This window comes from Aeromonas rivipollensis, assembly GCF_037811135.1.
Classification (GTDB): Bacteria; Pseudomonadota; Gammaproteobacteria; order Enterobacterales; family Aeromonadaceae; genus Aeromonas; species Aeromonas rivipollensis.
Genome location: NZ_CP149130.1, coordinates 2,552,639 through 2,564,904, shown reverse-complemented (window position 1 = coordinate 2,564,904; position 12,266 = coordinate 2,552,639). Strand labels below are relative to the sequence as shown.

Here is a 12,266-nt window from a genome sequence, read left to right as displayed (position 1 = left end):
GCCCGTCGAGAAGAGGGGAAGATGATGACGACTATGCTGGAGGTGGCGAAGCGGGCAGGGGTGTCGAAGGCGACTGTCTCCCGGGTGCTGTCGGGCAATGGCTATACCAGTCAGGAGACCCGGGATCGGGTGTTCCAGGCCATAGAGGAGAGCGGCTATCGCCCCAACCTGCTGGCGAGGCAGCTGGCCACCAAAAACACCCAGACTCTGGGGCTGGTGGTGACCAATACCCTCTATCACGGCGTCTATTTCAGCGAGCTGCTCTCCCACGCGGCGCGGTTGACCGAAGATAGGGGTCGGCAGCTGATCCTGGCCGACGGCAAGCACAGCGCCGAGGAGGAGCGACAGGCCATCCAGTACCTGCTCGACTCCCGCTGTGACGGCGTCATCATCTACCCGCGTTTTCTCAGCGTCGAGGAGATGGACGAGATCATCGAGCAGCACTCCCAGCCCATCATGGTGCTCAACCGCAAGTTACGGCGCCACCCGGCGCACTGCATCTACTCCGATCAGCAGGCGGCCGCCGCGGCCGTGGTGGATAAATTGGTGGAGATGGGGCACAGGGACATCGCCTTCATCACAGGCTCGGCGGATTCCCCCACTGGCATAGAGCGCCTCACCGGCTACCTCGAGGCCCTTGCCCGCCACGGCATTCCCGTGCGAGAGGCACTGATCGCCCCCGGCAAGTGGACCCCCGCCTGCGGCGCGGCCGGGGTCTCGACCCTGCTGGCGCGCGGGGTGAGCTTCAGTGCCCTGATCGCCAGCAACGATGACATGGCGATCGGTGCCATCAAGCAGCTGCACGAGTGCGGCCTGTCGGTGCCGGAGCAGGTCTCTGTGGTGGGGTTCGACGACATCGCCCTGGCTCCCTATGTCATTCCTTCGCTGGCCAGCGTCAAGATGCCGGTGACCGAGATGATCCAGGAGACCATCAGCCGGCTGATCACCATGGTGGAGGAGGGCGAGCCCGAGGCGCTGCCCTCCTTCAGCGGCAAGCTGATCCGGCGCGACTCCCTCAAACGGCTGCTGGAGTGAGGCCGCCTCTGCGCTGGGCAGGCGGGGCGGGATCCGTTAGCATGGGCCCCCTTCGCGGGCTTCGCCCGCCGTATCAAGCCGCATCAATATATGCCAATCAAGACTAACCAGAGAGTACAAGAGTTCAGATGGATGACCTGCTAGCCCCCGTTCGTCAGTTCCTGCATTGCGAGACCCCGGATGAGTGGGTGGAGATGGCGCGGGATCCCGCCCAATTGCCGACCCTGCTCATCGATCACGCCAACTGCGAGAACAAGGCCGCCCTGACGGCCCACAGCCTGGTGCGCCGCTACTGCCTGCCCAAGGAGAAGCGCCACCTGCTGCCCAAGCTTGAATTTTACCGTGAGCTGGATGCCATCCCCGAGAAGGCCGAGATCCTCGGCAAACGCACCATGGGGGAGTCCGACAGAAGCGTGTTCGCCGAGCTCGAACGCAATCCCCTGCTGTTCCCCATGGTGCGGCTCATCCAGGAGGAGCTGCACCACTTCGAGCAGGTGCTGGAGATAATGCAGGCCCGCGGCATCCCCTACGGGCCCGTCACCGCCTCCCGCTATGCCCGCAGCCTGCTGGCCCACGTGCGTACCTACGAGCCGGCGGCCGTGGTGGACAAGATGATCATCGGCGCCTACATAGAGGCGCGCTCCTGCGAGCGCTTTGCGAAGATTGCCCCCCACCTGGACGAGGAGCTGGGTCGCTTCTATGTCTCCCTGCTGCGATCGGAGGCGCGCCACTACCAGGATTATCTGGCACTGGCCGAGCAGTACGCCGGGGAGGATATCAGCGAGCGGGTCGCCTATTTTGGCCGGATTGAAGCAGAGCTTATCTGCTCGCCGGATCCTCAGTTCAGGTTCCATAGCGGCCTGCCTGTCAGATCTGACAGTTGTTGAGCCCAAAGGGGCTGCCTACTATCTCGGTGTTCCTACTACGAGCGACGCAATCACTTTTTTGAGCGCAATCCCCCGGCGACTGATGCGACATCAGGCCGGGTTTTTTTATGCCCGGCCCATGGGCCGGAGGGGGAACTGCTGGGGATCAGCGGCGGTATTCGTTGTTGTAGTTCTGGATGAGGCGACGGGTCACGTCGTGCTGGGGATCGGCGAAGACCCGCAGGGTCTTGCCACGCTCCACCACCCGGCCCTCGTGCATCACCAGCACCTCGTCGCTGATGTGGCTGACGATGCCCAGATCGTTGGCCACCAGCACATAGCTCAGCCCCATGGCCTCCTGCATCTCCAGCAGCAGGTTGATGATCTGGGAGCGCACCGAGATGTCCAGGGTGGAGAGCGCCTCATCTGCGACCACTATTTTCGGGTTGAGGATCAGCGCCCGCGCCAGCCCCACCCGCTGCTGCTGACCGGCGGAGAGCATCTGGGGGTAGAAGAGGGCGTGATCCGCCAGCATGCCCACCATGCGCAGGGTCTGGATCACCTTCTCCCGGCGCTCCTCCTCGGTCATCTCGGTGTTGAGCCGCAGCGGCGTCTCCAGGATCTGGCCGACCCTAATTTTGCGGTTGAGCGAAGTATTGGGGTCCTGGAAGATCATCCGCAGCAGCTTGCAGCGGGTCTGATAATCACCGTGGACCAGGGGCTGCCCCTCGATGGCGATCTCGCCGCCGCTCGGCTCTATCATGCCGGCCAGGATCCGCGCCAGGGTGCTCTTGCCGGAGCCCGCCTCGCCGACGATGGCCAGAGTCTGGCCCACTCCGAGATCAAACGACAGGGGCTTGATGGCCTCCACCGCCTGGCGCCGGAACAGGCCGGTGCGGTTCTGATAGGTCTTGCACAGGCCCCTGACCTGCAACAGGGCGGGTTCGATCACAGGCTGGGCTCCTTTATGGCGGTATTCACGGTCAGGCTCATTTCTTCGATTTTTCCATGTTCAGCGGGAAGTGGCAGCTGGGAAATGGATGTCCCTTGGCCTTGCTGATTGGGCATGGGCTGGTGATGACTCGGGCTCATTTCTTCGGCTCTTCCATGTTCAGCGGGAAGTGGCAGCTGGGAAATGGATGTCCCTTGGCCTTGCTGATTGGGCATGGGCTGGTGATGACTCGGGCTCATTTCTTCGGCTCTTCCATGTTCAAGGGGAAGTGGCAGCTAAATTGGTGTCCCTTGACCTTGCTCATCAGCGGGGTCTGCACGCACTGCTTCTGGGCGTAGGGGCAGCGGGGGCCGAGGCGGCAGCCGATGGGCAGGTGCTGCAGGGGGGGGATCACCCCGGGCAGGGTCTCGAGCCGGGACTTGTGGCGCACCAGCTTGTCAAAGTCGGGAATGGACTTGAGCAGGGCGTCCGTATAGGGGTGACGGGGGGATTCGAGGATCTGATCCCGGGTGCCCACTTCCACCATCTGGCCGCAGTACATGATGTTGATGGTGTCTGTCAGGTTCGCGATGGCGGCAATGTCGTTGCTGATGATGAGGATGGTGGTATTGCCCAGCTTGTTCATCTTGTCCAGCAGCCGCAGGATCTGGGAGTGGGTGGTGGACTCCATGGCGCTGGTGGGCTCGTCCGCCACCAGCAACCGCGGCTGGTTGGCGATGGCCATGGCGATCATCACCTTCTGGCACATGCCATCCGACAGCTCGTGGGGATAGGCCCGCATCACCTTGCGGTGATCCTTGACGCCGACTCTGTGCAGCAGGGCGATGGCCCGCTTCTTGCGCCACTGGAAGCGCTGCCAGAACTTGCCGGCGAAGGCGCTGGTGGGGATGGCCTCCTCGAGCTGGGTGCCTATCTCCTCGGAGGGGTCGAGACAGCTGATGGGGTCCTGGAAGATCATGGCGATCTCCCGGCCCATGATGCGGCGTCGCTCCTTGGGGGCCATGGTCAGCAAGTCCATGTCGTTGAAGCGCATCCGGTCGGCGCGCACCGTCCAGTTGTCTTTCTGGATGCCGACGATGACCTTGGCCACCAGGCTCTTGCCCGAGCCCGATTCTCCTACCAGGCCGCGGATCTCCCCCTCGTTCAGGGTCAGGCTGACCCTGTCCACCGCCTTGACCTTGCCCTGGGGGGTGTCGATCTCGATGGTCAGGTTGCGTATGTCGAGCAAGGGCATCAGTGGCGCTCCTCATGAGGCTGTGTCTGGGCGTACTGCATCTGGGCCATGCCGTCCTTGATGGTATAGAGCCGCAGTATCATCAATCGTTCCCCTCTTTGAGCGCTTCGCGGATCCCTTCACCCACCAGCGATGGGTTAACCAGCACGCCGTACAGGAATGGGCGGAGAACAAGGGTGAGCATGCCTATCTTCGGCACAGAACATTGCATCAGTCGTTCCCCTCTTTAAGCGCTTCGCGAATGCCTTCACCCACCAGGTTGGTCACCAGCACGCTGAACAGAATGGCCATGCCCGGCAGGGTCACTGTCCAGGGGGCCAGATAGATGAGATCGCTCGAATCCGCCAGCATGGCGCCCCACTCCGGCTGGGGGGACTGGGCCCCGAGGCCGAGGAAGCCCACCGCCGAGATATCCAGGATGGCGGCAGAGAGGGTCCGGGTGGTCTGGGTCACCAGGGTTTCCACTATGTTCGGCAGTATGGCGAGGCGCATGATCCGCAAGGGGGGCGAACCGTCGAGGCGGCTCGCGATGATGTACTCCTTCTGCATCTCGGCGTGGACGGCGTTGTAGGTCGCCCGGATGAAGGGGGGGATCAGCGCCAGCGTGATGGCGATCAGGGTGTTGAACAGCCCTGGCCCCAGTATGGCGACCACTATGATGGCCAGCAGCAGGGAGGGGATGGAGAGCAGGGTATCTAGCAGGTGATGGAGCACGCTCGACTTCACCCCCTTGCTCATGCCGCCGAGGATGCCGATGGCGGAGCCGACGAGGAGCGCAATCACCACCACCAGCAAGGCGTTGCCGAAGGTGAGGCGGGCCCCCACCACGAGGCGGGAGAGGATGTCGCGGCCCAGATCGTCGGTGCCGAGGAAGTAGTCGATGTTCCCCGTGCTGGCCCAGGAGGGGGCCAGCAGCAGGCGGCCGCTGTGCTGATCATCGATGCCGTAGGGCACCACCAGGGGGCCCACCAGGGTAATGAGTAGCAGCAGGCCGAAGCACCAGAGCCCCCCCATGGCCAGCGGATTGCGGCGGTAGGAGACCCAGGTCTGCTCCAGGGGGGAGAGGATCTTGAGCTCCGGATAGATGTTCGATTTATCGTGCATGATGCAGGCTCCAGCCCTGGCCATGAGCGGGGTCAGTCTTGTGTTGCATAGGGTATCTTGCGCCGTGGCGGACAAGGGGGGCGCATATGCGGCCGCAAGCCCAATCAGTCCTGTTTTGCATGGTGTTCTTTACGCCGTGCCGGATACAGCATGAAGGCGGTGAGCAGCGCGAGGCCGACAGGCTGGCGTGCGTGCCGCTGTGGGTGTACTCAGTCTTGTTTTGCATAGAGTTCTTTGCGTCGTGCCGGATACATGATGGTGGTCAGCAACTCGGTGCTGACGCTGATGAAGATGACGAAGCTGGCCACCACCAGGAAGGCGCCGCGGATGGCGGCATAGTCCTGCAGCGCTATGCTGCTCACCAGCCAGCGGCCGATCCCGGGCCAGTCGAACACCACCTCGGTGATCATGGCGGAGGTGAGCACGCTGCCGAGCTGCAGGCCGAGCAGGGGCAGCACGGGGGGCAGGGCATTCTTGAGGCCGTGGCGCCAGACGATCTGGCGGCGGGAGAGGCCACGGCTGGCGGCGGCCTTGATGTAGTTCTGCTTCATCACGTCGATGAGGGAGCTGCGCACGTGACGGATCACCTCGGTGGTCGGCACCACGGCCAGCACCAGGGACGGCAGCACCAGGTGGCGCAGGGCGTCGTGGAGTGCCGCCTCGCGCCAGGGCTCCTGGCTCATCAGCACGTCGACGATGGCGATCCCCGTGATGGAGGGGACGTCGTAGAGCAGGCTGATCTGGCCGGAGGAGGGCAGCCAGCCGAGATCCAGGGAGAAGAACATCACCATCAGCAGCGCCAGCCAGAAGACGGGCACGGCGTAGCCGATGAGGCCGGCGGCCATGATGGAGAGATCCAGGCCACGCCCTTGGTAGAGGGCCGCCAGGGTCCCGAACGGGATCCCCACCAGCAGCGAGATGGCAAAGGCCGCGAGACAGAGGGTCAGGGTCGCCGGGAAGTAGTGACGGATTTCGTCGAGTACCGGCAGGCCGGAGACGCTGGAGAGGCCGAAATCTCCCTCGACGATGCGCTGCAGGAAGTCCGGGTAGCCGTGCCAGAAGTCCAGCACCTGGCCGATGAGGCGAAACTCCAGCAGGTAGGCCCCCATGGTCAGCACCAGCAGGGTGATCACCAGCAGGGTGATGCGACGCAGAATATAAAAAAACATGCTTATGCCTCCGCGCAGGGGTGCGTCGATGGGAAGGGAGGCCAGATGCCACCGATGGGATGGATGCCAGCCATGTTCACTCCCGATAGGCCTGGTTGAAGGTGGTGCCGCCAAAGGGCATGAGGGTCAGTCCCTGGATGTCGCTGCGGCTCACCTGGGTGCGCAGGGCATGGGCCAGCGGAATGAGCGGCAGCTGTTCGTTGAGCAGCGACTGGGCATAGTAATAGTTGCGCAGGCGGAAGGCGAGTTGCGGTGTGGTCACCGCATCGTCCAGCAGCTGATCGAAGGCGGGGCTGCACCAGCGGCTGTAGTTGTTGCCCCGCTCGACGGCGGCGCAGCTCAGCAGCTGGCGGAAGAAGTTGTCCGGATCCGCGTTATCGGCGATCCAGCCGGAGAGCAGGCTGTCATACTGCCCGTGGGCGAGCCGGGTCTCGATGACCGGCCAGGCCTGCTGCACTATCTTGAGCTTCACCCCTATCTTGGCGAGATCGCTGCGCATCAGCTGGGCCGTCTTGAGGCCGTCCGGGTTGTAGGGGCGGGCGCCGGGCTGTACCAGCACCTGCATCTCGAACCCTTGCGGGTAGCCGGCATCCCTGAGCAGCTGACGGGCGAGCCTCAGGTCTGGCTTGCGCTGGGTCAGGGAGGGGTTGTAGCCCCAGGAGAGTGGCGGCAGCAGGCTGGCGGCAGGCTGACCCGTCTCGAAATAGACCGCCTGCAGCAGGTTTTGCACGTTGATGGCACTGGCCAGCGCCTGGCGCACCTGCACCTTGTTGAAGGGGGCTTTGCGGGTATTGAGGGCGAGGAAGGCGACGTTCATCCCCGACTGCACCGACAGATTGAGGTGGGCGTCCCTGTCGATCACCGACAGCTGGCTGGCGGAGGGAGTGCTCATCACGTCGCACTCGCCGGTCAGCAGCTTGGCGAGTCGCTTGGACGACTTGGGGGTGATGTCATAGATGAGCTGCTCAATCTTCGCCTCGCCGCCCCAGTAGCCGGGGTGGCGCAGGTAGCGCACGAACTCGTTGTGACGGTACTCCTTGAAGCTGAAGGGGCCCGTCCCTATGGGGCGGCTGTCCAGCAGCTCGGGCGTACCAGCCTTGATCATCTGCTCGCCGTATTCGGCCGAGAGCACTATGGCGTAGTCGCTGGCCAGGGTCGCGAGGAAGGAGGCATCCGGCCGGTTCAGCTCGAACACCACCTCATGGGTGCCCTTCTTGTAGACCCGCTTGATGAGGCTGCTCAGCCCCAGGCTGTGAAAATAGGGGTACTCGCCACCCGAGATGCTGTGGAAGGGATGGTGTTCGTCCAGCAGGCGATGATAGGTGAAGAGCACGTCATCGGCGTTGAAGTGGCGCGTCGGATTGAACCAGGGGGTGCGATGGAAGGTCACGCCCTTGCGCAGGGTCAGGGTATAGGAGAGGCCGTCCTCGCTGCTGTGCCAGTGGGTGGCGAGGCCCCCCTCGATGCTGAGGGTATTGGCATTGACCTCGAGCAGGCGATCGTAGAGCGGGCGGGCGCTGGCATCCAGGGTCGCCTCTGAATTGGCAAGCTGCGGGTTGAAGGATCTGGGCGCCCCGTCGGCACAATAGATGAGCCCGGTCCTGGAGGCATCGTCTTGTTTCTGACAGCCGGTGACCAGTACCAGGAGACCGAGCAGCAGTGGTGTGAGCATTCTCATGTTGGAACCATGTTTTCAGACAGAGTTGCCCGCCAGAGGGCGGGCGCGTTGCGGGATCCTGCCGGGCAGGACGTCCCATCGGGGGGGAAGCGAACATCCCCCTCGTCAATTCCCTCGAGCAGCGGGTATTTACCTGGCATGTCTCGACGGAGGTGATGGCAGAGGGTCAGTCGTTGTCCGCATTGCCATTGTTGTCATCCCCCTCGAGCAGCTGGTATTTGCGCAGCATGCCCCTGAACTGGTGATAGCTCAGGGTCAGCAATTGGGCGGCTTTGCGCTGATTATACTGGGATTGCTGCATCGCTTGCTTGAGTAAATTAATCTCGTATTCCGCGACCGCCCCCTTGAGATCCAGTGGCAGGCTCATGGCCTGGGGGCCGCTTGTCGAGGTCGCCTCGGTGGTGACCGGGGACGGGGTGCCGGTACGGGGTCGCCAGGGGGAGTCGAAGGGGTTGATCACCAGCTCCGAGAGCGGCAACTGCGGATTGCCCTGACGGTAGAGGCTGCGCTCCACCACATTCTTGAGCTCCCGCACGTTGCCGGGCCAGGAGTAATCTTGCAGCAACTGGGTCGCCTTGCGGGAGAAGCCGGCAAACAGCGGATACCCCAGCTCCCGGGTCATGCCGTGGGCGAAGTGCTCCGCCAGCATCAGTATGTCTTCGCGTCGCTCCCGCAGCGGGGGCAGGGTGATGACGTCGAAGGCCAGCCGGTCCAGCAGATCGTGACGAAACTGTCCCCGGGCCGCCAGCTGCGGCAGATCCTCGTTGGTGGCGCACACCAGGCGCACATCCACCTTGAGCGCCTTGGCGCCGCCCACCCGCTCGAATTCACCGTACTCTATGACCCGCAGCAGCTTCTCCTGCACCCGGGCGCTGGTGGTGGCCAGCTCGTCGAGGAACAGGGTGCCGCCATCGGCCCGCTCGAACCGGCCCTGATGACGCTTGGCGGCGCCGGTGAAGGAGCCCGCCTCATGGCCGAACAGCTCGGTTTCCAGCAGGCTCTCGCTCAAGGTGGCGCAGTTGATGGTGACAAAGCTTTGATCCCAGCGATCCGAGAGATAATGTAGGCGGTGGGCGATGAGCTCCTTGCCGGTCCCCCGCTCGCCGATGATCAGCACGGGTTTGCGCAGAGGGGCGAGTCGCGAGGCCTGCTCGATGATCTCTAGAAACGCGTTGGACTCACCCAACAGACTTTCCGTGGCCGTGGTCATCCTGATCCCTGTTCGTTGAAAAATCTGGTTAATCTTACCAAAAGTTGGTTATTTTAATCATCTCTTGTTCCGGGCGTCTTGAAACTCATGGAGAGTACCCATATAAATCAACAAGTTAATTATTGTTCCAGATTGGCACACAAGTTGCCATTGTCAATGGAGAAACAACCCAATGCCCATCACAGGAGTACAACCATGAGTATTTTTTCCCGCCTGGCCGACATCATCAATTCCAATCTGACGTCCCTGCTCGACAAGGCCGAGGATCCCCAGAAGATGGTGCGCCTGATCATCCAGGAGATGGAAGATGAACTGGTGAAGGAGCGCTCCAACCTGGCCCGCTTCCTCGCCAACCAGAAAGAGATCGGCCGTCAGGTCAGCCGCCATCAGGAGCGGGTGAGCGAATGGCAGGCCAAGGCCGAGTTGGCCCTGACGAAGGGGCGCGAGGATCTGGCCCGTGCCGCCCTCATCGAGAAGAACAAGCAGACCGAGCTGGCCGAAGCGCTCTATCGCGAGCAGCAGGCGGTGGACAGCGGCATCGACAAGCTGGGCGACGAGATCCGCCAGCTGGAAGCCAAGCTCGAAGACGCCCGTGCCCGCCAGAAGGCGATGGCCATTCGCAGCGAAGCGGCCAGCAGCCGTTTGAACGTGCAGAGCCAGGTGGCCCGTGGCGACAGCCAGGCCGTGGTCAGCAAGTTCGAGCGCATGGAGCGCCGCATCGACGAGATGGAAGCCCGCGCCGATCTGGGCCAGTCCGACAAGGCGCTGGCCCAGCAGTTTGCCGAGCTGGAGGCAGACGATCAGATCAGCCGCGAGCTGGAGGCCATGCGTCAGAAGCTCGGTCAGAGCGACAGCAAACAGGGGGAGTAACAGATGGAAGATCTGCTGGGTGTGTTGATGGTTCCCATGGTGGTCTTCATGGTGGTGGTGGCCCCCATCTGGCTGGTGCTGCACTACCGCGCCAAGGGGCGGATCGGTGCAGGCCTTGCCGACAGTGAGCGGGAACAGTTGCAGGGGTTATTGGCCCGTGCCGAGAAGATGCAGGAGCGGGTCGGGGCCCTGGAATCCATTCTGGATGCCGAGGTCCCGGGTTGGAGGAACAAGGTATGACACAGCAGAGCAAAGAGGGACGCAACCTCTACCGGGATCCCCAGCGGGGCAAGATAGCGGGCGTCTGCGCCGGTCTTGCCGACTACTTCGGGGTGGAGACCTGGATAGTGCGGCTGCTGGCCATCACAGGCCTCATCTTCGCCGGTTTCATCACCTTCACCGCCTACATTGCCGCCTGGTTCCTGCTCGACAAGAAACCTGTCACCCTGTTTGGGGAGCAGGAGGCGGATTTTGCCGAGGTGCGCATGAAGGCGCGCAGTTGGCAGGCCGGCGTCACCCCCCACCAGGCGCTCGGCCGCATCGCCCAGGAGCTCGACGCGCTTGAGCCAAGGGTGCAGCGCATCGAGAAGCTGGTGACCTCCAAGGAGTTCACCCTGCAGCGCGAGTTCAGCAAGCTCTGAGTACCGCAGTGGCGCGGGGCCCTGGCCCCGGCCCTTACCCCCATGGTTCGGCTGTGACAGGAGAAAAAGACCCGCCTTGATACGCAACAAACTCGAACAGTCATGGTCTGTGCTGCAGCACAAGGCCTTTGAGGTGGTGAACCGGGCTCGGGATCGCCACATCCGGCTGGCGGTCACCGGCCTGTCCCGCAGCGGCAAGACCGCCTTCATCACGGCGCTGGTCAACCAGCTGGAGCACGCCGCCATCGACGGCCGTCTGCCCCTGTGGGATGCCCAGCGCCAGGGGCGGATCCTCGGCGCCCGCCGGGTTCCCCAGCAAAATGCCCACATTCCCACCTTCCCCTACGAGCGCGGCCTAGACGCCCTGTTCGGCGAGCCGCCCGCCTGGCCTGCGCCCACCCGGGGGGTGGCCGAGGTGCGCCTCGAAATTCGCTACCGCACCCGCCACCCGGTGCGCCGTCACCTGGGGGAGATCTCCACCCTCTATGTGGATCTGGTGGATTATCCGGGGGAATGGCTGCTGGACTTGCCGCTGCTGGATCTGAGCTACGAGCAGTGGAGCGAGCAGGTGGCAAACCAGCTGCGTCGCCCCGAGCTGCAGGCCCTGGCCGCCAACTGGCTGGCGCCCGGCTGGCAGGCCGAGCAAGCCTTCGAGGAGCGGCCCGCCTGCGAGCTGGCACAGCGTTACACCGACTATCTGCACGCCTGCAAGCACGAGCTGGGGCTGCACCTCATCCAGCCTGGCCGTTTCGTGCTGCCGGGGGAGTATGCCGGGGCGCCGCTGCTGCAATTCGTGCCCTGGGTCTGGGACAAACCGGCCCAGGAGCCTGCCGATGGCACCCTCTACGCCACCTTCAAGCAACGCTTCGAGCAGTACAAGCAGCACCTGGTGCAGGGTTTCTACGAGCAGCACTTCGCAGGCTTCGATCGCCAGATAGTGCTGGTGGACTGCTTGGCGCCCCTCAATGCCGGGGCCGCCAGCTTCGGCGACATGCAGCAGGCCATCGCCCGCATCATGGAGAGCTTCGCCTATGGCAAGAGCAACTGGTGGCGCCGGCTGTTCTCCCCGCGCATCGACAAGCTGTTGTTCGTGGCGAGCAAGGCCGATCACGTCACCCCGGAGCAGCATGGCCCCCTGGTCTCCCTGCTCCAGCATCTGGTGAGCAGCGGTCGGGGCCAGGCCCGCTTCGAGGGGATAGAGACCGAATGCCTGGCGCTGGCCGCCATCAAGGCCACCGAGGTGGGCAAGGGGCAGGCCAATGGCCGCGAGTTCCCGGCCATCCGCGGCACCAGCCTGGCAGGGGAGCCGCTCTTGCTGTTTCCCGGAGAGGTGCCGCCCCAGATACCGCCAGCCCAGTGGTGGAGCACCCAGGGCTTCGATTTTCAGGCATTTCGCCCCATGCCCATGAGCGCCCATCAGGCGCTGCCCCATATCCGGCTGGACGCGGCACTGGAGTTCTTGCTCGGGGATCACCTCGAATAACCGGCGCCGCACCAAGGAGCAGAG

The 12,266-nt window shown here is 63.6% G+C and carries 12 protein-coding genes; 6 read left to right on the top strand and 6 right to left on the bottom strand.

Going from position 1 to position 12,266, the window contains the following annotated elements:
• Positions 1–21: 21 nt before the first annotated feature.
• Together WIR04_RS11625 and miaE are read left to right on the top strand one after the other, a co-directional pair.
• On the top strand, positions 22–1,035 hold the full coding sequence (locus WIR04_RS11625) for a LacI family DNA-binding transcriptional regulator (RefSeq protein ID WP_338887035.1): 1,014 nt from the start codon (positions 22–24) through the stop codon (positions 1,033–1,035).
• A gap of 128 nt (positions 1,036–1,163) precedes the next feature.
• Positions 1,164–1,922 (top strand): tRNA isopentenyl-2-thiomethyl-A-37 hydroxylase MiaE, encoded by a 759-nt coding sequence (miaE, locus tag WIR04_RS11620; protein WP_005325367.1) that lies wholly within the window; start codon positions 1,164–1,166, stop codon positions 1,920–1,922.
• 145 nt (positions 1,923–2,067) lie between these two features.
• Here miaE and WIR04_RS11615 read toward each other — a convergent pair whose 3' ends face one another.
• The 6 genes from WIR04_RS11615 to pspF all read right to left on the bottom strand — a co-directional run bounded on the left by WIR04_RS11615 (position 2,068) and on the right by pspF (position 9,248).
• Positions 2,068–2,853, bottom strand: coding sequence for an ATP-binding cassette domain-containing protein (locus tag WIR04_RS11615; RefSeq protein ID WP_338887033.1), 786 nt, complete (start codon positions 2,851–2,853; stop codon positions 2,068–2,070).
• Between the two features lie 235 nt (positions 2,854–3,088).
• Complete coding sequence (locus WIR04_RS11610) at positions 3,089–4,087, bottom strand: oligopeptide/dipeptide ABC transporter ATP-binding protein (RefSeq protein WP_005325353.1); 999 nt, start codon at positions 4,085–4,087, stop codon at positions 3,089–3,091.
• 210 nt (positions 4,088–4,297) lie between these two features.
• Positions 4,298–5,191 (bottom strand): ABC transporter permease subunit, encoded by an 894-nt coding sequence (locus tag WIR04_RS11605; protein WP_025326774.1) that lies wholly within the window; start codon positions 5,189–5,191, stop codon positions 4,298–4,300.
• A gap of 209 nt (positions 5,192–5,400) precedes the next feature.
• Positions 5,401–6,360: an ABC transporter permease gene (locus tag WIR04_RS11600; protein ID WP_338887030.1), complete on the bottom strand. Its 960-nt coding sequence runs from the start codon at positions 6,358–6,360 to the stop codon at positions 5,401–5,403.
• Between the two features lie 76 nt (positions 6,361–6,436).
• Positions 6,437–8,032, bottom strand: coding sequence for an ABC transporter substrate-binding protein SapA (sapA, locus tag WIR04_RS11595; RefSeq protein WP_338892548.1), 1,596 nt, complete (start codon positions 8,030–8,032; stop codon positions 6,437–6,439).
• A gap of 172 nt (positions 8,033–8,204) precedes the next feature.
• On the bottom strand, positions 8,205–9,248 hold the full coding sequence (gene pspF, locus WIR04_RS11590; RefSeq protein WP_338887028.1) for a phage shock protein operon transcriptional activator: 1,044 nt from the start codon (positions 9,246–9,248) through the stop codon (positions 8,205–8,207).
• 195 nt (positions 9,249–9,443) lie between these two features.
• Here pspF and pspA point away from each other — a divergent pair, with 195 nt between their 5' ends.
• From pspA to WIR04_RS11570, 4 genes are all read left to right on the top strand, one after another.
• Positions 9,444–10,118 (top strand): phage shock protein PspA, encoded by a 675-nt coding sequence (gene pspA / locus WIR04_RS11585; RefSeq protein ID WP_338887026.1) that lies wholly within the window; start codon positions 9,444–9,446, stop codon positions 10,116–10,118.
• Positions 10,119–10,121: 3 nt separating this feature from the next.
• Entirely contained in the window at positions 10,122–10,358 is a 237-nt protein-coding gene (gene pspB / locus WIR04_RS11580) for an envelope stress response membrane protein PspB (RefSeq protein ID WP_025326779.1), read from the top strand.
• A complete protein-coding gene (gene pspC, locus WIR04_RS11575) occupies positions 10,355–10,759 on the top strand; it encodes an envelope stress response membrane protein PspC (protein ID WP_338887023.1) in 405 nt (134 codons plus the stop codon). Before pspB ends, pspC begins: the two co-directional genes overlap by 4 nt.
• Positions 10,760–10,835: 76 nt before the next feature.
• A complete protein-coding gene (locus WIR04_RS11570; RefSeq protein ID WP_338887021.1) occupies positions 10,836–12,242 on the top strand; it encodes a YcjX family protein in 1,407 nt (468 codons plus the stop codon).
• The last annotated feature ends 24 nt before the right edge of the window (positions 12,243–12,266 follow it).